This window comes from Streptococcus oralis ATCC 35037, assembly GCF_900637025.1.
Classification (GTDB): Bacteria; Bacillota; Bacilli; order Lactobacillales; family Streptococcaceae; genus Streptococcus; species Streptococcus oralis.
Genome location: NZ_LR134336.1, coordinates 874,198 through 895,766 on the forward strand (window position 1 = coordinate 874,198; position 21,569 = coordinate 895,766).

Here is a 21,569-nt window from a genome sequence, read left to right on the forward strand (position 1 = left end):
TGGTAACAGAAATGTTGCCGTCTTTTTTTAGACCGATAGAAAGTGAAGAATATGTTAAAGAAAAATGATATTGTAGAAGTTGAAATTGTTGATTTGACCCATGAAGGGGCAGGAGTTGCCAAGGTAGAAGGCTTGGTCTTTTTTGTAGAGAATGCTCTTCCGACTGAGAAAATTCTTATGCGTGTCCTTAAAGTCAATAAAAAAATTGGCTTTGGGAAAGTTGAAGAATACCTTGTTCAATCACCTCATCGTAACCAAGATTTAGATTTGGCTTACCTGCGTTCAGGAATTGCTGACTTGGGGCATCTTGCCTACCCAGAACAGCTCAAGTTTAAAACCAAGCAAGTCAAAGACAGTCTCTACAAAATTGCTGGCATTAGAGATGTAGAGGTCGCTGAAACGCTGGGTATGGAACATCCAGTCAAGTACCGAAATAAGGCACAGGTGCCCGTTCGTCGAGTGAATGGTGTCTTGGAAACAGGTTTTTTCCGTAAAAATTCGCATGATCTCATGCCACTGGAAGATTTCTTTATCCAAGATCCTATGATTGATGAGGTAGTAGTGGCCCTACGCGACTTGCTCCGTCGTTATGATTTGAAACCTTATGATGAAAAGGAACAGTCTGGCTTGATTCGAAACCTCGTTGTGCGTCGTGGGCACTATTCAGGACAAATCATGGTCATTTTGGTAACCACTCGTCCGAAAGTTTTCCGTGTTGACCAATTGATCGAACAACTAATCAAGCAATTTCCAGAGATTGTCTCTGTCGTGCAAAATATCAACGACCAGAATACCAATGCTATTTTCGGTAAGGACTGGCGAACACTTTATGGTCAAGACTACATTACCGACCAAATGTTGGGAAATGACTTCCAAATATCTGGACCAGCCTTCTATCAGGTCAATACAGAAATGGCTGAGAAACTCTATCAAACAGCCATTGACTTTGCAGAGTTAAAAGGAGATGATGTGGTGATTGATGCTTACTCAGGAATTGGAACGATTGGATTGTCTGTTGCGAAACATGTAAAGGAAGTCTACGGTGTTGAAGTGATTCCAGAAGCCGTGGAGAATAGCCAGAAAAATGCTAGTATAAATGGCATCACTAATGCCCACTATGTATGTGATACAGCTGAAAATGCTATGAAGAATTGGCTCAAGGAAGGTATCCAACCAACCGCTATCCTAGTCGACCCACCAAGAAAAGGCCTCACAGAAAGCTTTATCAAGGCAGGTAGTCAAACAGGAGCAGACCGCATTGCCTATATCTCCTGCAATGTTGCAACCATGGCGCGTGATATCAAACTCTACCAAGAGTTGGGCTATGAATTGAAGAAAATCCAGCCGGTGGATCTATTTCCTCAAACGCACCACGTGGAGTGTGTAGCTTTGCTTGTAAAAGCCTAGAAAGCTTGGTATGAATCAATAATGAAAAGCCTTGATTGTAAGGCTTTTTTTGTGTTTTTGTGATAGAATATAGGTAGTTATAATCGAGAGCAACTAAGAAGCAGTAACAAATATTACATTTAAAATAATCAAAATAAGGAAGATAAAATGACAGAAATTGATAAAAGGAATTTAAAAAATTATCTTTATATTACATTTGGAATTACTTATATAGCTTGGGGGCTTCTTGCCATCTTTACTCAATCTCATATTTTTGGATTAGAAACATTTATAGGGAGAATGTTACATATAGTAGGTGCACTTGGTCCAGCTATTGCAAGTGGCTTTTATTTGAAAAGGAATAATATAAAATTTAAACATTTTATATTTAATAAAAGAAAAAATAGTAGTATTTATTTCATTATTCATTTGTTAGCAATTTTGATACTATTTTCTGTATCTTCCTTAGAATTAAATGGAGTATCAATTTATCTGATGCCATTATTCTTTATACAACTAATTTTTTTTGGTGGTGGACATGAAGAATTAGGATGGAGAGGAATACTACAGCCATTACTTGATAAAAAATATACTTATTGGCAATCTAATTTGATTGTAGGTTCAATCTGGGGAATTTGGCATCTGCCTTTATGGTTTATAGTTGGAGAAAGTCATCAAGGATTTCCTTTTATTTTATTTTTTATACATACGTTATTTTTAAGTTTTGTTTTAGGACTTCTTTACCGTCAAACGAAATCTGTCGGTTACTGTTTATTATTTCATGCGTTCGCAAATTTGTTAAATCTCTATTTTGTGTTAAAAATTAATGCTATTTTTATTATAATTTTTATTGGTTATTTAATTTATACAATATTGGCAAGTAATAGAATTAGTAAAGAAAAGGATTTTAAATTTTAGAAAAGGAAGTATTATCATGGGAATATTCGATGATTTTGAGTACAAAGAAAACTACCAAAATGAAGAAAAAGTAATTGAAGTACTTAAAAAGATTTTAAGAGCAATTCATCTAAATAATTATAGAGATATTATGGATTGTGTTGATGGTTCGGAAGTTGATGATGTAAAAGAGTTACTTGAATATATTGACGAGTCATTACAATTAAATGATTTTGATAAAATTGATGAATATGGTGTAGAATGTAATTTCCATCCGAATTATGAGTATTCTCAACTACAAGTTTATGAATTTAATGATCAAACTGGTTTTGCTGTTGAATATCAGATGACCTCCGATTCTGAATTAGTAGATTTAACCCTACAGTTAGAATTTTTATATAATGAGGATGGTTACAAAATAACTTCTATAGATGTAGATCCTGGATAAACCAAACTTAATTATCTTTGTTATATGATAAATGCGTATATTAAGGATAAATAATTTGATTGTAAATTGCTTAAAATATTGGTTAGTTTTTCAAATATTGGGAGAATGAAAGATGTATCTATTGGAATTGTACCAAAATGATTATTCTAAAGATTTAGTCGTGTTTGATTTTTTAGAAGATGGAAAAGACTTTGTATCTAAAATAACTGGATATACTCTAGAAAATGAAAATGATTTTGTTCAAGGTAATAAAGTAGAAATAATGAACATTTAGATGAAAGGTTTAGAGTAAACATGAGTCTCTTATTTGAAGAATTTAAAACCATTTGTTTCCATTTAAATCGAGTCGGAATTACACCGACACTGATGGGTTCTTTGGGATTGGAGTATAGAACGAAAGAAAATTGGGTGCCGTCTGACATTGACATTCATGTGCCTGGTGACCCTAGAGGTTGGGAAGCACCGGATCATCTAAGAATTTATGACTGGGACAAGATAATGAAAGTGATGAAAGACTTAGGCTACGTCTTAATAGATATTCATGAGCATGAATTCCAAAAGGATAGAGTGAGTGTTGAATTTGGAAGTATCGATTCCTTACTTGATTTTGCAGGAGTTTCGGAATCGGATATAGAGCTTATTCACATTGAAGGCATCACTTTTCGTCTTCCAAGTCTGGAGCAGTATCTAAGTATTTACAAAGCTTCTTCTCAAGACTCCTATCGAAATGATCACAATAACAATAAGGATTTTAAAAAGATCGAGTGGCTGGAAAGACATTTGTAAATTATCATATAAAAAGTAGTAAGTTGTAAGACTGGCTGCTATGTTATTTTTATCATCATTTTTATTGGTCATTTAATTTATTCTATATTGGCGAGTAATAGAATTAGTAAAGAAAAGAATTTTAAATTTTAGATCAGCTTATCCATTATTGAAAGTAACGAATTTTAATTAGATGATTAATGTTAGAGAATTATCAATTGTAATTTTAAGTGGAGTTATGGATGCCGTTTCTTTTGGGAGTGATGATAATCTTTCCGTTCCACAGTATCATTTTAAAATGATTTTCATTGCCTTTTGTTTATTAGTATAAAAGCAGAATATTACCACATATCGAGGTTGTAGGACTGCTGGAGAGAAAGGGATAAAGCCCACCGTTTCAGGGTTTACAAAAGACTTGATATTCGGTTTTTTTTGAATTTTTGAGTGAAGTATAAATCTAACAGTCTAAAGTGATGTAGTAGGATTGGTAGTGGTAAAGTATGAAATTTATTCCCACATACGCAGAGGGGGTGCAAAATGTTCCAGCAGGTAGGGTGTCTGTGGGAATTGTTTTGCACCCCCTTTTTTTGATATCACCAAGATGGTCGATGGAAGTAGGAGTTCAGTAATTGATACAATAGTCTACAATGAAATGCTTTATAACCTAGTATTTCTATATTGAAAGATGTGACATGCTTGATTGCATACATCAAATAGTGGGAAGTATTCAATCGATTTATAAAGTTGAATCAAAATTCTAAAAAACACTTGCAATTTGACGAGTTTGTGATACAATATTGACTATAAGGTTATCGGGAAGATGACCAAGTCAAAAAAGGAGAATAATGATATGCCAGCAATTTCGTTGACCCCAGAACAGTTAAAGTCTGAAGCACAAACTTATACCAATGCTTCTGAACAATTGAAAGATGCCATTAACAAAGTTTCAGGCGCAAATGGTCGTCTTCAAGGACAATGGCAGGGTGCGGCTTTCCAATCTTACTTGGAACAATTCCAACAATTATCAGTAAGCGTAACTCAAATGGAACAACTTCTTGAAAGTATCCATGCACAATTGAATCAATACGCAGATACTGTTGCTGATCGTGACCGTCAGGATGCAACTTCATTTGGTTTGAATTAATCATCGGTGAACGGTGCTTCGAAAGGGGCGTCGTTTTTTGCTAGTTATAAGTGGAAAAGGGAATAATGAATAGTCCTCATAAAGAAAAACGATACTTAAAAATTTTAACTGCAGTAGCATGCGTATCCCTGTTATCAGGTTCTCTTGTTTATTTTGCATTAAAGGATCAGAGCCTTCACTATTCAAGTGAGATCAAGCAAACTGCTAAGGTTCAATATGCGCTTGTGAATGAAGATAAAGGTGCAAGGTTTGAAAATACTGATTATAATTTAGGCTCGGATTTTGTCACTTTAATTAATCAGGATACAGAGAATAACTGGGAGACAACTAATCGTAGCGTGGCTGAAGCAGGATTGAAGTCTGGTCAGTTTGATGCAGTTATTACTCTTCCGTCAGACTTTTCTGAGAAATTGTTGAGCTTAGAGAGTGTTTCTCCAGAAAAAGCCACTGTTTCTTACCAGATTCGCGAAGGGCAAAACGAACAAGCTAATCAGGCTGTCCACAGTCAAGTTAATACAGTCTTACAAGGATTTAACCAACGGGTGGTTCGGATGTATTTTTCGAGCATCATTCGGAATCTTTCAGATGCACAGACGAATGTGAATCAGATGGCATCTACAGAGTTGTCTCAAAATACGTTCATCATTTCAAATATTCAAGCTCCATTTTCGACCCTACCAGATTCATTTAGAAGTACTCAATCCATTGCAAATAGTCTGAAGACGGATAATGAACTCTTTAAGACCCAACAAGAAGCTTTTGTTAAATCAGTCGCAAGCAGCATGGAAGCGAACAACAACTCTTTAGATGTTTCTGGGAAAGCCCTTGAGTCTACAACAAACTCTGTGAATGAGTTTTCAAAAGAAGCTAATACTCGTCTTGAAAAGTCAACCGACCAATATAAGGAGCAATCTGAAAAAGATAAGGCTACCTTGGAAAAACAATGGACAGATGATCAGAAACATTATTTTGACTTGTATAATGCCCTTTACACTGTCGGGAATGCTAAATTAAAAGAATTGCAGTCTTCCGATACGGCAACCGGTTCCTTTATGGCAGATTTCAAGGCTAAGGCGGGGGAGTATAAAACTGCACAAAGTAAGGTCAAGGGGAACTTAGAGGCACAAATCACTTCTTTAGAAAAAGAAGTAGCGGAGCTTAGAGCACTCAGGGAGACCATTGCAGAGACTTATTATGGCTCTAAGGATTTAAGTGATCAGACAGCTACTGATAAAGATATTCGCTCGGCTATTTTGAACTTAATGACGAAGCCAGAAAATCGAAGCAAACTCCCTAAGCAGTATATTGAGGCAATTGCTAGTCACTTACCGATGATTTCATCTGGAGATTTGAGTGCTCTCATTGCTAAATTAGAGCAAGATAAATTGATCTCATCAGATGAGGCTACAACTTATCGTAATGCACTGAAAATTGTGTCTAACTACAGTAGCGAGTTGGGTGGCTCTTTAGGACAAAATACAACCTTTAAGTATCTGTCCTCAGCGGCTACTGTTACTAGTCCAGTGACCTATCCCATTCACCAAACTCTAGAATTTGATCCGTCAACTGGTAGTCAGACAGTCCAATTGAACATCGATGATGCAAAGATGGGGAATCTTGAACTGGAAGGTGTGACGAAAGATTCAATTGAAGCCTCTATCCGTCAACAGTTAAAAGATACAGGCTATCATGTGACAGCTGCAGTATCAGGAAATACAATTCAAGTCACATTTGTCAATGAAAGAACGGCGTCAACTACTCCTGTCGCCTCTTCGGGCTCAGGGGGATCAAGTACTTCAAATGCGGGTGCAAGTGATGCAGCAACATCTACAAATTCCACTTCTACAAGTGAAAGAACGGCAGCAACGCCAACTACTTCATCAGAAGTCAGTCAACCAAGCTATGCGACACTTCCTAAAAAGGTGAGTGTCACGATTAGTGGTCAGATAAAGTGGAATTTATCTGATGATGTGAAAAAGAATTCCTATAACCAAGTAGGTTATAGTTGGACAGATGGAAGTTCAGTTCAAGCTAGTGCTCAATTATCTGTCTTTAATGGTAAGTATGACACTTTGGCTGAGGATTTACCTGCGATTCTGAAAAACTTCCAAAACCTAGACCTTACTGCCCAACAAATCGTTACTTTATTTGCATCACCAGGGGCAAGTTTAGATATCAATCAATTTGCAGGCACGCTATCAAGTGGTACTCTCGTACAAAAGGCTAGTCCAGATTCTGTATATAGTCTCTACAATAATCTAACTGACGATGAACGGGCTTCAGAAATATCGGATGTTTTAGTTACGAAGTATCGACTTGCAGGAGATAATTTATACAAACAGGTAGATCAGCAATTAAAGGATGTGACAGATATTCTAGGTGAAAAAGAGAATCCTAAAGAAGGCACCCTTCATCAAGTGTATCAGTCTCTCCCAGACTCAGATTTGCTTGTTAAGCAAGCTTCTGCCTTAAATACCTGGTATGGGGAAATGCAGAAGGTCTTAGATGAGGCTCATAATCAGTGGAAAGATTCTGAGAAACTTGCTTATGAATCAGTTGTCAATGATCAAAATCCACAACCAGAGAAGATGAATACCTCTAAGCTGGAAGAAGATGTGAAGTCACTTTTGTCTCAATACGATAGCTTACGAGATAGTTCTAAAAAAGCTGCACAAGCTACAGCTGATGGAGCTGCTCAGGTACGAGATATCTCACCACAAATCCAACAGTTAAACGAGACAACAGAGTCGGTTCAAAAGTCTGCAGATGGTGTTCTTTCCAGTCTGAATCAGAGTGTGAAGGAAACAAGTGGTACAGTTGAGAAAAATACCTCTTATGCAGAACAGTTTGGAAAGGTGCTTGCCAATGCGAAAAGTGGAGGTGCTGATAACAAGCAAGTGTTTAATTTCTTATCCGATCCAATTACTACAAAAGTTACAGAAGGTAAGACACAGGCAGCTAGTCACATTTCCATCATCCCCTATTATATGACCTTGTTGTTATCGGTTATTTCTTTTGTGATAGCTATGACGATCGGACGCTTTGTTAAAGATAGACAGGAAAGGGAAGAAACTGATCTTTTGACAACGAAAAAGTGGGACTTGAAACTTCAAAGTTTCTTACCGACAATCATAACAGTTGCTGTTGGTTCGATTTTGTTTTCAGGAGTTACAATAGGAGTAGCAACAGCAGCCAATGGATTCTTATGGTTCATTTATAGCTTTATGTTAATGGCAAGTTTGATTTTGATGCTATCTTACGGCTTGAAGAAAGCTCCGTATCCGACTTATATTGTATCCGCATCCCTCTTAGGTTTTTATCTCCTACTAACTCCTATTTTGGGAGTAGCAACTCAATCAGGAAGTTTCCTTAATTTCTTATATCGAATGTCTCCGTTACAAAATATTGAAAATGGCTTTAGTTATCTCTTGGTTGGTGGTAGCTTAAGCATTGTAACGATTCTTCTACTCTTATTATTTGTAGGAATCGGAGTTAGTCTTAATCTCTTTACAAGAAAGAAATAATCAAGGTAAGGATCCGTAAGGATCCTTTTTGTCTTCTTGTGAGATGGTGTGATTTGTAGTATAATAAAGCTATCTTTACCAAGTGGGGGAGGAGATTTATGAAGAAGGTTCAAGTCATTTTTAGTCTATTATTGTTGTGTCTTTTTCTTAACTCAGGTGATGTCCGAGCAGATGATGGAAGTTTTGAAATTAATAATCAAACCATCTATGATCAAGGGAACAGTCCTCAGACTACTAAGTCTAAGAATATTCCTGAATTATTTTTAGAAGATAGTGTGAAGAAAGAAAAACAGCTACAAAAAGCACAGCAAGAGAATATTCATCAAGCGCAGTCCTCTCTTTTTACCGGGACTAAAGATACGAATAGTTTTCAGAGTCAGGATAAGGTGACGCGTGGCTTGTTTCAAGCAGATTATAGAGCAGATGAAACAATTTTGACTGGAGAGAGCACCTCTAACACTTCGCTACCTACTTGGCTATCTATTTTGGGATTTGGGATAGGTCTACTTGGAGTGACCTATCTAGGTGTTTGGCTAGGTAGGAAGTACTCAAAAGTGCTTCGTTTTAAGAAGGAGAGTGTGTGATGAAGATAATTACGGTTGGTATAAAATGGAGAGAGCAAATATATGATTTGAAACTTCCAACACAGGTTTCATTCAAGAGAGTAAAAGAGCTGATATGTGAGTCATTTTCAATGATGAACCAAGAGCTACCAAGTCACTTTGATCTTCAAGTGACTAATAAATCAATTGTCTTTTATGATGATGACCAGATAGCGGACTTTCCTTTAGGAAACGGAGATCAATTAGAAATTGTAGGGAGAAAGAAATGAAAGTACAAGAGACAAGTATCCAATCCAAGTGGTCGAAAGAGGCTGGTGAATTAGAGATTAAGTTATCCGCTAATCAATTTCAACTGAATCGGATGAAGCAGTATCGATTCTTTTTAGAAAGCACGGCACATTTAGCTCAAGGAGCAGTGAAAGAAGAGGCAGAAGAGGTCGTCCGTCTTTCTTACCAAATTCCAGCAGGTTATCAGTCGATTCGAGAAGCTGTTGAAAATAAAGAAATCTTAGAGCGCCTTCATCTTTTTCAAAAGTTACAATTCTTAAAAGAAGCTGTCGATCAGCCTATGAAACCCTTTATTCACCCAGATAATCTGTTTGTAAGCGGGGAAAGTGTCCTTTTAGGACATAGAGGGATGACAGATAGTGTTGTTCCTTTTTCACTCATGAAAGAGGACTTGTTAAAGCAATATAAGGCTTTAGCTGTGTTCATTTTACAACCTAAGCTCAACTTTGAAGAGTTAATTGATAGTCTTACGACGGTAAAAAATGCTTTTGCGGAAACTCTTTTTAAAGCGGAGACTTTTGATGAAGTAGACCATCTCATTAGTGAGCAGGTTCGTATTCAAGAAGAGAAGCGTCAAAAGGAAAAACTGTTTGTCTCGAAAAGGAACTATCAATTGTTTAAATGGGGTTCTTTAGGACTCGCAATTGTAACAGTTGCGATGGGGATTGCAACAGGTATTTATACTTTTTATGTGGTGCCTAAGCAGGATAAAATCATTCAGGCTGAGACGAGTTACATTGCTAAGGATTATACGGCAGTGGTAGAAGGTCTTAAGTCAGAAGCTCCAAATAGTCTTCCAAAGGGAGTCCAGTATACACTTGCGGCTAGCTCGTTAGAGTTAGACAATCTGACTCAAGAACAAAAGGAAGCTGTATCTAGAAACTTGTCACAGAAATCTAGTGAGAATACTCTTTCTTATTGGATCTATATCGGCCGTGGGGAACTTGAAAAAGCACTTGATATTGCTCAAAATATTGGGGACATTCAGTATATCCTTCATGCTTATACGAAGCTCTATGATCAGGTCAATACAGACAGTACGATGAGCGGAGCGAAAAAGCGAGAACTCCTTGAAAAGTATCAAAAAGAAATTGATAAGTTACAGGAACAATTAAACGGAAGTTCAAAGGCAAATATTACATCAAAGGAGACTAAAAATGGCAACTAAGGGCAAACAAGCGACTTGGAGTCAAAAGCTGTCAGATGAAGAGGTTCTTTGGCATGTGTTTTCGTTTAAAGAATGCTTTGAGTACAAAGAGTTGACCGAAAGGGCCTCCTCAATCAATATTGGAGAAAGTCATATCTCAATTACTGAAAGTGGTCTTGAAAAGGACGGAATCCCTTGGGCTGGTCAGGAGGAGGAAAGTCTGGTAGCCATTCCACATGAACAGATTCAGATCCATTCCTTTACCTATCCTAAGCTGGACTTACTCTTTTCTAAGGAGAAGAAAGCAGATGTTTGCCTTGAAAGTCAAGCTCTCCTTTACCTGAAGGTTAAGGAGAATACCTATCATCTCTCTGGATCATCTAATGGAGCTAAGGTTTATCTAAATGGACAAATTCTAGAGGAAGTTGATGCCTCTATTCAGGTAGGGGATGTTTTGGTGGTGGACTGCTTTCTTTTCTCATTTCGAGAACATCAGATCCATTTCCTGCCCTTGAGCGGACAGTACACTATCCAATCTGATCATTTGTTTGAAGAACCTTATCAAGCTGAGTTCCCACATGAGTTTCCTAATTATCGTAGAAGTCCACGCATTTATCTAAAAGAGCCTGAGGACAAGGTGGAAATCAATTCACCAGCGCCAGAAGAAAAACTTAGACGTGGTGAGCTATGGCGTGCGATCGTACCGCCTGTTGGAATGGTGGTGATTAGCGGAGCCTCTAGTGTCTTTATGCAGGGAAATGCCTTGCTTATGATGGGAATGGCCAGTGCCAGTCTCTTGACAGCTGGATTTTCAGTATCGAGCTATTTTACCAACAAAAAGGAAGTCAAAGAGAAGAATCAGAAAAGAAACGATGATTATCAAGAGTATCTCTTAGAGACAGGAAGCCAATTGAGTCGTCTAAAGGCGGAACAAAAGAAAGCCTTGACATATAATTTTCCATCGGTTGATGAATTAGTGGATTTAGTAGAAAGTTACAACCCACGGATTTATGAGAAGATGGTGACAAATGATGACTTTCTAAAGGTTCATTTAGGAACTGGAGCGATTGATTCTAGTTATTCCTTACGTTTTCAACCAACCAATCGCAAGGAAGACTGGAGCCGCTTTGTCGAGAAAAAACTGGTACAACCGCATATAAAATTAGAGGATGCGCCTATTGTTCTCTCTCTACGTGATCAGGCTTTGGGATTAGCGGGAGCAGCTCCTGTCTTACGAGTAGCAGTTCAAACACTATTGTTTCAGATTGCGGCGCTCCATTCCTACCATGATGTAGAGTTTGTGACCTTGGTCTCCCAAGAGGAATACGAGAATCACTGGCGAGAATGGCGCTGGTTGCCTCATGCGCAAATGCGGAGTCTCAATCTACGGGGACTTATTCACGATGACCAGACCAGGGACATGGTCTTGACCTCTTTTTACCAGATGTTAGTCAAGCGTCGTCAGGTTGTTCGGGAACAAAAGCAGGAGCAAATCTTCTCGCCGCACTATGTCTTGACGATTTTGGATGAGTCATGGCTGTCAGGACATGGGCTCAATGAATTTCTGGCAGAGGATATGACCCAGTATGGGGTGACGGTTATCTGGGGTAAGGAAAGTCTCAATATGTTGCCTGAGACGGTGACGGCAGTGGTTGATTACCAAAATGGAGAGACAGCCAAGCTCGTCAATAATCATCATATCTATGTCAACCAAGACTTTAAGCCTAATCGTCTGCCTCAAAATGGAAAACTTGAAGAAGCGATTTACCGTTTGGCCAATCTCAATCATATCGAAGTGGAGAAAAACTCGATTCCAGATACGATTTCCTTTATGGAACTCTACGGTGTTAAGCAGGTCGAGGAATTGGATGTGGAGAAACGCTGGCAGGCGGCGGATGCATCTAAGTCTCTCGCTGTACCGCTAGGTGTTCGAGGGAAGGATGATATTGTGCTGCTCAACCTTCATGAGCGTGCCCATGGTCCACACGGACTAGTTGCAGGGACTACCGGCTCTGGTAAGTCTGAGATTGTGCAGAGCTATATTCTGTCTCTAGCTGTTAACTTTGCGCCAGAAGATGTTGGATTTCTTCCGATTGACTTCAAAGGGGGAGGAATGGCCAATCTCTTTGCCAAGCTGCCTCACTTGATGGGTGCTATTACTAACTTGGATGGAGCTGGGACGGCTCGTGCGCTGAAGAGTATTCGTGCGGAACTTCAAAAGCGTCAGCGTCTCTTTGGGAAATTCGGTGTCAACCATATCAATGGCTATACCAAGCTCTATAAAAAAGGGAAGGCACTTAGCGATCCAGAGGAGAAAAAGACCTATCCGACAGAGCCTTTACCTCATCTTTTCCTGATCTCAGATGAGTTTGCGGAGTTGAAGCAAAATGAACCAGAGTTTATGGCAGAACTCGTCTCCACGGCACGTATCGGACGTTCCCTAGGGGTTCACCTGATCCTTGCGACTCAAAAGCCATCTGGAGTGGTAGATGAGCAGATCTGGTCTAATTCTCGCTTTAAGCTGGCGCTCAAGGTTGCCGATCCTTCAGACTCAAATGAGATTATCAAAACCCCAGATGCGGCTAGTATCACTCAGCCTGGTCGTGCTTATCTTCAGGTCGGAAACAATGAAATCTATGAACTCTTCCAGTCAGCATGGAGTGGAGCGGATTATCAGCCTTATAGTGATGAAGGTAATCAAGTAGATGAACGGATTTGGTTAGTGAATCAACTAGGGCAGAGCGAACTCTTGATTGACGGAAATGACGGGGATTACTCGGTTGAAGAGACACAAGAGCAGGAGACAGAGCTTGAAGCTGTGATTGATTATATCAATAAGGAAACGGAGCGTCTGCAAATCATCCTCCCTGAAAAGCCATGGTTACCACCTCTTGGAGAGGAGCTAGTAGGAGCGGCAATTGACCGCCAAGCAGAGTGGACAACCCCACGTCAACTCTCCATTCCACTAGGCATGCTGGATCTGCCAAGTGCTCAAAAGCAAGAGGTCTACCACTTTGATATTGAGGAGTTAGGCAATACCGTCTTATATGGGTCCCCAGGCTTTGGAAAATCAACAGCTCTTCAAACTATCCTCATGAATCTGGCTCGTAGAAATACGCCTGAGCAAGTTCAGTTTAACCTTTTTGATTTTGGGACGAATGGTCTCTTACCAATTAGAGAGTTGCCACATGTGGCGGATCTGGTTCGACTAGATGAGGAAGAAAAGCTCCTCAAGTATCTGAAACGTCTGGATAGTCTTATGAAAGAGCGGAAAGCCCTCTTTACAGAGGCTGGCGTGTCTAGTCTGTCACAGTATGAGCAAAAGACGGGTCAAGCACTCCCTGTTCTTCTCAACTTCTTTGATGGCTATGACTCAGTACGGGAAAGCCCATTAGAGGAGATCATCGAGTCAGCTGTCAACCAGCTCCTACGTGAAGGAGCTAGTCTGGGTATTTATACTCTGATAACCGTACTCAGCGCTAGTAGCTTGCGTTTACGGATGAGCTCGACGATTCCCAATGCTTTGAGCTTTTACTTAGTAGAAGAAGGAGCGCTTCGGACGGTTATGGGACGTGATGCCCTGCCAGGCCAGGAAATTGTCGGCCGTGCTCAGGTGACACAGGAAGAAGTTCTAGAGTTACAAGTCTATCTGCCGATAGAAGGAAAAGACGATATCGACCGTCTTTCTCACTTAACAGCAGAAATCCAATCGATGAATCAGGACTGGCAAGGCTTACGTCCAGAAGCAGTACCTATGTTGCCAAGTAATATTTCTACGAGTTTCTTTGAAGATCACGAGGAAGTTCAGGATATGTGGCAAAGAGGCGAGTTGCCAATTGGTTTTGACAAAGAAAGCACACACCCGGTTGGCTTTGTGCCAAAACGAGACGGCTACTTTGAGCTTCTCTATGATACCATGCAACAGCTAGAATATGGCGAAGCAGCGCTTCTGACAGGCTTAGAAAAAGTGCCTAGTCACATTAAAAAGTTCTTGGTGGATCCAACAGGAAACTACCATCAGTCGGAAGGGCTGTTCGACGAAGTATTTGTGGGCGAGGAGATCCCTGGTTTCTTTATGGATATGCAGTCTGAAGTGGATGCGCGCACGCCAGCTGATTTGGATTATCCTATCTACATCTTGATTCCAGAAGCACAAGCCCTCAGCAAGCTTATGAATCTTAAGATGACAGAAGATGCCTTTAAGGCTCTCCTGCACAAAGGAGGGACAGTTGGGCTCCACTTCATCTTTATGGGTGAGCTTCGTCAGATCGTTAACGGCTATATGGAAGTGGATAAGATTCTGAAGGTCAATGTGCCTGCAGGCTGTATCGGTATTCGTTTCCAAGACCAGAATGTTGTATCTATCAAGAGTAGCTTCACAGAATCGGTTGTCGGAGTGGATGAGTACAACTACTTCACCAGCCGAGAAGGCTATCGTATTAAGCTTATCAGTGAATAAAAGCGAGTCATTTGACTTGCTTTTATTTTTAGGGTTCTTTCCCAATCCTTATGGTAAAACATTGGAATTTTTGATATAATTAGAAAAAAAGTGGAGAAGTTTATGTATGGGACGATACGATAGTGCTATTGCGAATTGTCATGCACAAATCCGTTGGATTCGTTTGGATATACGTACTTATGAGAATAAGATAAGACGGTTGGAATCTGCGAATGATTGTATCCAGAGTCAGATGGATGTTGTTAGTAAAAACAAGACTTCTGCGAGTGATTTGAATAAGCACTCTACAACTGATTTTCAAGGGACTCGTCGGGAAGATTTTAATAAAACGTTAGCAGGAATTTCTGATGCGATTACAACTTGGTTGACAGATACAGAAATGAATCGTAAGAGTATTCGCTTTAAAATATCAGAATATAATGGGAATATTGAAGATTGCCAGACCAAAATTAATAGTCTGAATAGCCAGATTGAATACTATCATCGCTTGAATAGGGAGGAGGACTAGTATGTCAGGTCAAGCAGAAATATATGTCCAAACAGAAGAATGGGCTGGACAGGTCGGACATTATCATTCGGGTGTTGCCTCTGTTCGTCCACTATCTACTCTTCCTTTTTCCTATACAGATTTATCTCCTTTTAAGAACTTTAATCAAGCCATTCAGAATTTAAATACATCTGTCATAAAATATCGAACTTATGTGAATTCTCAATCCTCTAATATGCTTAGGGTTTCTGAGAATAAGTTGTTGGATGATCGTTCAGGAGCAGATGGATTTCAAGATGGGATTCGATTAAAATGAAGACAGCAGAACAAATTTGGAAAGAGTATTGTGACGGTAATACGGCATTTCCCACTACAGATTTTTTACATCAGATAGCTTTTATTTTAAAAAATCGTCCAGAGGTATTGGGCGCAATCGTAAAAGCTTTTTTGGATAAAAAACCAAACTATATTTATCATCCGCGGATTGGCGCTGATATTGAAGTGACTTTTTTACCGAAAGAAGTGTATATTTGTCGGAACGAGACAGAGATTACGTTATCTAAAAGTGAGTTTGTCCATTTTTTAGATGGGGTTGATAAGGTTTATAGCGATATTCTTCCCTTGGGCACATTGGTTGAGATTGATAAGGAGCAGTTATCTCAAGAGTTAGTAGTGTCACTTTTAGGCGATGAGCCACTTTATGTCATGATTATGGGGCGAAAAGTCGTTTTCGACGGAGCTTATGTGGATTATTTAGCACAGTTCTGGCCTCTTGGTCTTCAAGCAGAGCTTCCACCGATGGCTATTCATAAGACCATGATCAAACGAATCATCGCTCAGGGTTATGCGGAATCAGAAAAAGAAAGTTCCTATGTGGGTCAATTACGGGAAATATTAATGAAAACAGCTATTCCTTCCCACTTTTATCTACGATTACAGGAGGAGTTAGACGATGAAAATCAAGCGTAGTGAGTTGGAAAGTTTAAAGGATTTTCTCTATAAGCAGACCCAAGCTTTCGAGTCTGATTTGGCTGAGGCACAGTCGACTGCGCAGAGTCTTGCCTCGAGTCAAGCGCTGCGTGGTGATGTCAAGACTGCGATTAACCATGAGTTGAACTATTATAACCTCCCTCTCCTTCAGGGTTATGTGGATTATTCTAATCTGCTTTATACTGAGTTTGACAATCTGATTTCTGACTTTGAATCAACAGTCGGTGAGAAAAGCGCAACAGCTGTCATCAACAGTGAGGCCTTAACTAGCTTGAAGCAGAGTGTGGATGGTCTCCATTCCTCCATTGTCCGGGATATGGATGCGACGAATAAATATTATACGGAAATTTCTGACTTGATCTCACTGAAAGCTCCCAGTAAGGATAAGTTGAGTCGGGCTATTGAGGCGTCGAAACAGTCGCTTTCAGAGACGGAGAAGCGCCTGACTGCCTTCAATGACAAGCAGGCCACAAGTGAGTTAGATGCGATTTTAAACAATCAAAATAAGGGCTTAACGAAGGTGAGTGGGACGGTTACCATGGCCAGCCCTTATCGTAATCCTGAAGCGCTAGCTATCTATCGTAATCCTCATTTCAAGAAGGCGGTAAACCGTTATCACCAGAAAGTGGATAGTCTAGCAAGGGCTTACTTCCAGAAGAATCATCCAGGCGTTGCATTTGACAAGGATAAGGCAGGGATTGAGGAATTGCAGGCTCTGGCGAGGGAGGTGACTAAGAAGGCGGAGTATGGAGATTCATCTTCAGTTAAGACGTTAGGAGACTATGGTAATGACTTAGCGGAAACTTCAGTCTATACAAGTCTTGAAGAAGGTATCAAGCACCTTATTGAGAAAATGAAAGTATCAGTACCGGATGCAGCTAATTATTGGAGCGTAGGAATGACTGGTAATTCATATTATCAAAATATGAATTTCTCCTTTAATGCTCAACAATTTGCGAAAGACTCCACGACGAATGCTCTAAAAGGTCTTTTTAAGAATATTACTGTGTCAGAAGTTGGTATTCCGATTCCAGGTACGAATGTTTCCATGGGGATATCAGGTATTAGCTCGGTCTTTATGGGATTAGACCTTGTCAAAAATCTTCAAGAAGAAAATGCCGGACGTGCCTTTACACATACTGCAGTAACGACGGCAGTGACAGCAGTAGGGGTTGATATGCTTACTACAGGAATAATATATGCTAGTGTTGGGACAGGCTATGTTGCTAGTGGAGCTACCATTTTAGCAACTGCTATGGCAAGCAATCCAGTTGGTTGGTCAATTGCGGCTGGTGTTGCAGTAGCTTTTGTAGTTGACCAAGCTTATAAAAATAACTTTTTGGGCATTAAAACCATAGCAAATGAGATGGGCGACAATCTTGAAAAAAGTGTTAAGGAAATAGGAAGCAATATTGATTCAGGTATCAAAGAAGTTGGAAACAAAATTGATGCAGGTATCAAGGAAGTCGGAAATAGTATTGATACCGGTATTAAATCAATTCAGAAAGTGTTTGGGTGGTAGGAGTAAAAGATGGAGATAAATTTTAGAAATTCTAACATTGGTTGCTATCAAATAGTCGAAATAGATGGGCATTCTCAGAAATATATTATGGATACTAGCACTCTGAAACCTAAGAGATACTGTTGGGGGTTATTACCCCAAAATATCACTGTTGATATGACGGAATTGGATAAGAAAAATGTTAGTTTTGAAACAAAATCAAAAACACTATTGGGAACTAGCACTATAGCTATAATGGTCCAACCGATTGTAAAAATTGGATACGATATGTTAAAAAATTTATTTGTAAATTATGAGATAAGTCAACAAATATTCTTAAAGATAGTTTTATATTTTATTTCTATGTTGATTTCTTATCTTGTTATTTGGAATTCTCTGAGAAAAGCTCATAAAATTGCGGCTGAGCGGTTACCTAAGGAAGGTAAGAAATTTAGATTAACATTTCAAACGACTAAAAGAAGAGAGTTAACAGGCTATATATTTCTTTTCCTAAACATAGCATGCTTACTTTTCTTTTTAATGTTAAACAATGGTGAAGAGGGAGCAATTTTAGTAATTAATGGTATAATTTCATTAGCCTTATACTTGAGCGTTTGGACGATGCCCCCAATAAGCTTTGCTTATAGAAATAAATTTTTGACAGTTGAAAGAATTGAAGAATTGTGATAATGATAAAGCGACCTTTATGCTGAGGTTTCGATGGATTTGATAGTGGTTTACAAAATTATTGAATTACCGGCTTTGTATTTGGAGGAAAATTTTGGAAATTAACTATAGAGAAACGAAGTATTTTTGTCATCAACTTGTAGAACTAAATGGGAAAAAATACATATTAGATGCAAGTTCAATGACTCCTAAGTTCTACTATTGGGGTGTTCCAACGGAGGAATTAACGGTTGAGATGGCGGAACTAAATAGAGAGGATATCAATTTTAGTACCCCGATTAATAAGTTTAAAGCTTCATATGTGGCAATCATGGTTCAACCGCTTGTATGGATTGTTTATTCTTTATTGAAAACTTTTTTTAAAGAGTACAATATTAGCCAACAGATAATTTTAAAATTAGTAGTATTTTGCGCATCTATACTATTCTCTTACTTGATTTTTTATTTGAAAAGAGAGCAAGAACGTAAAAATGTTAAAGCTTTACTGCCTTCTTCTAGTAGAAGATATGAGATGATTTTTAAACCAATATCTGCAAGAAAGCAAGTTTTTGACGCCTATATTTTTACTGTTCCTATAATAGCTTGTTTGGCACTTTATTTGTCTATTAATGATGGAGGAGAAGGTATTGTTCTCGTTATTAATAGCATTATCTCATTTTTTCTTCTATCATTTTTATTTGGAAAGGTTCCCATTCTTTCCGCTTATAAGATTAGAAACGTCACATTTGAAGGAATTAGAGAAATTAAATGAGGTCTTTGATTCAGGCATTAAATCAATTCAGAAAGTGTTTTGGTGGTAAATGTGGAAATTAATTTTAGAGGATTAGATGTTGCTTATTTTGATGTGTTAGAGATGGGAGAGAAAAAGTACGTTCTTGATTCCAACTCCACAACACCAAAGAGTTATTATTGGGGACTTTCCCCTGAAACTCTTGAAGTTGATTTGATAGAACTCGATAGTCAGAATAAAAATTTTGATAAAAAAATTAAGATGGGTCCTTCAGGAATGCGTATGGTATCTATTGGTTTTGGTCTTCTTTCGTATAGAGTAGTAACATCAATTTTTAGATATTATGATATTAGTCATAATCTATATTTAAAAGTATCTTTATTTCCTATATCTATTTTGGTAGCTTATATTGTCTATCAAAGTATTTTAATCAAATCAAGGAAGGAAATTTCAAGTCGTTTATCGCAGGAGAAGAAGAGGTTTAAAATAGTCTTTCAGAATAATAAGAAAAAAAGACAATTCCATGCCTATCTATTTCTCATTTTACATACAATTGCTTTCTCTATTTATATGGGAGAAGATGATGGAACAGAAGCTGCAATTCTAGTGTTGAATGGTTTGTTGGCCTATCTATTTATTTGGATTGAATCTGGCGTTATTCCATTGACTTATGCTTATCAAAAGAAATACCTAGAATTTAAAGAAGTGAAAAAGGTATAATATAACTTATAATAAAATTCAGAAAGTGTTTGGGTTGTAGTAGTAAAAGATGGAGATAAATTTTAGAAATTCTAACATTGGTTGCTATCAAATAGTTGAAATAGATGGGCATTCTCAGAAATATATTATGGATACTAGCACTCTGAAACCTAAGAGATACTGTTAGGGGTTATTCCAATTGATGTATTTTATAATAATCAACAACTTTTTTTCGACCGAATTTGAGGAATTAAACTAGCTTACGAAGGAGTGTATATGTCAAAAATTTTACCTATAGGAAGTATTGTGTATCTCAATAAAGGAAATCAGAAATTGATGATTTTGAATCGGGGAGTTACTATTCATCAAAATAAGCAAGATGTTTTATTTGATTACTCAGCAGCTATCTACCCGATGGGTTTAAATCCTGATCAATTATTTTATTTCAATCATGAAGATGTGGATCGAATTGTATTTAAAGGATACTCTGACGAGGAAGAAGATCGATTTGTGGAGCTTTATCTACAATGGCTAGAAGAAAACAAGGAAAAGGTAGTGAAAGGAAGAACAAAATAGTATCATTTTTATACTTTTTTTACCAGAGTAGCTTCACAGAATCGGTTGTCGGAGTGGATGAGTACAACTACTTCACCAGCCGAGAAGGCTATCGTATTAAGCTTATCAGTGAATAAAAGCGAGTCATTTGACTTGCTTTTATTTTTAGGGTTCTTTCCCAATCCTTATGGTAAAACATTGGAATTTTTGATATAATTAGAAAAAAAGTGGAGAAGTTTATGTATGGGACGATACGATAGTGCTATTGCGAATTGTCATGCACAAATCCGTTGGATTCGTTTGGATATACGTACTTATGAGAATAAGATAAGACGGTTGGAATCTGCGAATGATTGTATCCAGAGTCAGATGGATGTTGTTAGTAAAAACAAGACTTCTGCGAGTGATTTGAATAAGCACTCTACAACTGATTTTCAAGGGACTTGTCGGGAAGATTTTAATAAAACGTTAGCAGGAATTTCCGATGCGATTACAACTTGGTTGACAGATACAGAAATGAATCGTAGAGGCCTTAACTAGCTTGAAGCAGAGTGTGGATGGTCTCCATTCCTCCATTGTCAGGGATATGGATGCGACGAATAAATATTATACGAAAATTTCTGACTTGATCTCACTGAAAGCTCCCAGTAAGGATAAGTTGAGTCGGGCTATTGAGGCGTCGAAACAGTCGCTTTCAGAGACGGAGAAGCGCCTGGCTGCCTTCAATGGCAAGCAGGCCACAAGTGAGTTAGATGCGATTTTAAACAATCAAAATAAGGGCTTAACGAAGGTGAGTGGGACGGTTACCATGGCCAGCCCTTATCGTAATCCTGAAGCGCTAGCTATCTATCGTAATCCTCATTTCAAGAAGGTGGCAAACCGCTATCACCAGAAAGTGGATAGTCTAGCAAGGGCTTACTTCCAGAAGAATCATCCAGGCGTTGCATTTGACAAGGACAAGGCAGGGATTGAGGAATTGCAGGCTCTTGCGAGGGAGGTGACTAAGAAGGCGGAGTATGGAGGGGAAGGAAAAAATCAAACTTACACGTTAGAGGAAGCCGTGAAAGATTTCGCTGAAGGCTTGACGCCAAGCGAATTTTCTAAAGAAACTATAGGAGCTTTTTTGGATCATGTTAAAGGGAAAGTTATTGAGGAATCTAAAAATATAGGTCGTTCACTGGCGGCGACTTTGCAACCGCGTGATGCTGCAGGAAGATTTATAAAAGATAGTTCAAAAATGAGAAATTGGCTAACTAGCACGCTGAAAAAAAATACCGAATTCTACCAGTAAAGTTCTTG

21 protein-coding genes are annotated in these 21,569 nt (G+C 38.5%); all 21 read left to right on the forward strand.

From position 1 onward, the window contains the following. Positions 1–51 precede the first annotated feature (51 nt). The 21 genes from rlmD (at position 52) to EL140_RS09710 (ending at position 21,561) form a co-directional block, all read left to right on the forward strand. Positions 52–1,407, forward strand: a complete 1,356-nt coding sequence (rlmD, locus tag EL140_RS04395; RefSeq protein ID WP_000914613.1) for a 23S rRNA (uracil(1939)-C(5))-methyltransferase RlmD — start codon at positions 52–54, stop codon at positions 1,405–1,407. 147 nt (positions 1,408–1,554) lie between these two features. Next, the gene (locus tag EL140_RS04400; RefSeq protein WP_000134978.1) at positions 1,555–2,304 is read left to right on the forward strand and encodes a CPBP family intramembrane glutamic endopeptidase; all 750 of its coding nucleotides are present in this window, start codon (positions 1,555–1,557) and stop codon (positions 2,302–2,304) included. Positions 2,305–2,320: 16 nt separating this feature from the next. Continuing rightward, positions 2,321–2,731: a DUF7668 domain-containing protein gene (locus EL140_RS04405; protein ID WP_000510790.1), complete on the forward strand. Its 411-nt coding sequence runs from the start codon at positions 2,321–2,323 to the stop codon at positions 2,729–2,731. Between the two features lie 112 nt (positions 2,732–2,843). Next, positions 2,844–3,005: a hypothetical protein gene (locus tag EL140_RS09595; protein WP_000281046.1), complete on the forward strand. Its 162-nt coding sequence runs from the start codon at positions 2,844–2,846 to the stop codon at positions 3,003–3,005. A 20-nt stretch (positions 3,006–3,025) separates the two neighbouring features. After that, positions 3,026–3,517: a nucleotidyltransferase gene (locus tag EL140_RS04410; RefSeq protein ID WP_000054544.1), complete on the forward strand. Its 492-nt coding sequence runs from the start codon at positions 3,026–3,028 to the stop codon at positions 3,515–3,517. 829 nt (positions 3,518–4,346) lie between these two features. After that, positions 4,347–4,640, forward strand: coding sequence for a WXG100 family type VII secretion target (locus tag EL140_RS04420; protein WP_001110967.1), 294 nt, complete (start codon positions 4,347–4,349; stop codon positions 4,638–4,640). Between the two features lie 65 nt (positions 4,641–4,705). After that, positions 4,706–8,164 carry a type VII secretion protein EsaA gene (gene esaA / locus EL140_RS04425; RefSeq protein ID WP_001087830.1) on the forward strand — a complete coding sequence of 1,153 codons (3,459 nt, stop codon included), beginning with the start codon at positions 4,706–4,708 and terminating at the stop codon, positions 8,162–8,164. A 98-nt stretch (positions 8,165–8,262) separates the two neighbouring features. Beyond that, positions 8,263–8,748, forward strand: coding sequence for a type VII secretion EssA family protein (locus EL140_RS04430; protein ID WP_000757695.1), 486 nt, complete (start codon positions 8,263–8,265; stop codon positions 8,746–8,748). Next, positions 8,748–8,996, forward strand: coding sequence for an EsaB/YukD family protein (locus EL140_RS04435; protein WP_000692379.1), 249 nt, complete (start codon positions 8,748–8,750; stop codon positions 8,994–8,996). Before EL140_RS04430 ends, EL140_RS04435 begins: the two co-directional genes overlap by 1 nt. Beyond that, positions 8,993–10,183 carry a type VII secretion protein EssB gene (essB, locus tag EL140_RS04440; protein WP_000867923.1) on the forward strand — a complete coding sequence of 397 codons (1,191 nt, stop codon included), beginning with the start codon at positions 8,993–8,995 and terminating at the stop codon, positions 10,181–10,183. The genes EL140_RS04435 and essB overlap by 4 nt, the downstream gene beginning before the upstream one ends. After that, on the forward strand, positions 10,173–14,621 hold the full coding sequence (gene essC, locus EL140_RS04445; RefSeq protein WP_000201552.1) for a type VII secretion protein EssC: 4,449 nt from the start codon (positions 10,173–10,175) through the stop codon (positions 14,619–14,621). Before essB ends, essC begins: the two co-directional genes overlap by 11 nt. A 106-nt stretch (positions 14,622–14,727) precedes the next feature. Next, positions 14,728–15,129 (forward strand): YwqH-like family protein, encoded by a 402-nt coding sequence (locus EL140_RS04450; RefSeq protein WP_000534139.1) that lies wholly within the window; start codon positions 14,728–14,730, stop codon positions 15,127–15,129. Position 15,130: 1 nt separating this feature from the next. Beyond that, complete coding sequence (locus EL140_RS04455; RefSeq protein ID WP_000016523.1) at positions 15,131–15,424, forward strand: hypothetical protein; 294 nt, start codon at positions 15,131–15,133, stop codon at positions 15,422–15,424. Then, positions 15,421–16,077, forward strand: a complete 657-nt coding sequence (locus EL140_RS04460) for a DUF4176 domain-containing protein (protein ID WP_000844685.1) — start codon at positions 15,421–15,423, stop codon at positions 16,075–16,077. The genes EL140_RS04455 and EL140_RS04460 overlap by 4 nt, the downstream gene beginning before the upstream one ends. Then, positions 16,061–17,620: a T7SS effector LXG polymorphic toxin gene (locus EL140_RS04465; protein WP_000695164.1), complete on the forward strand. Its 1,560-nt coding sequence runs from the start codon at positions 16,061–16,063 to the stop codon at positions 17,618–17,620. Before EL140_RS04460 ends, EL140_RS04465 begins: the two co-directional genes overlap by 17 nt. Positions 17,621–17,629: 9 nt before the next feature. Then, positions 17,630–18,286: a DUF443 domain-containing protein gene (locus EL140_RS04470; RefSeq protein WP_000405074.1), complete on the forward strand. Its 657-nt coding sequence runs from the start codon at positions 17,630–17,632 to the stop codon at positions 18,284–18,286. Between the two features lie 94 nt (positions 18,287–18,380). Further along, on the forward strand, positions 18,381–19,037 hold the full coding sequence (locus EL140_RS04475; protein WP_000405254.1) for a DUF443 domain-containing protein: 657 nt from the start codon (positions 18,381–18,383) through the stop codon (positions 19,035–19,037). Between the two features lie 42 nt (positions 19,038–19,079). Further along, complete coding sequence (locus EL140_RS04480) at positions 19,080–19,736, forward strand: DUF443 domain-containing protein (RefSeq protein WP_000248448.1); 657 nt, start codon at positions 19,080–19,082, stop codon at positions 19,734–19,736. A 255-nt stretch (positions 19,737–19,991) separates the two neighbouring features. After that, positions 19,992–20,291, forward strand: coding sequence for a DUF4176 domain-containing protein (locus EL140_RS04485; RefSeq protein ID WP_000036011.1), 300 nt, complete (start codon positions 19,992–19,994; stop codon positions 20,289–20,291). Between the two features lie 222 nt (positions 20,292–20,513). Further along, a complete protein-coding gene (locus tag EL140_RS04490; protein ID WP_000534138.1) occupies positions 20,514–20,810 on the forward strand; it encodes a hypothetical protein in 297 nt (98 codons plus the stop codon). 1 nt (position 20,811) lies between these two features. Next, a complete protein-coding gene (locus EL140_RS09710; protein WP_002875613.1) occupies positions 20,812–21,561 on the forward strand; it encodes a hypothetical protein in 750 nt (249 codons plus the stop codon). Positions 21,562–21,569: the final 8 nt, after the last annotated feature.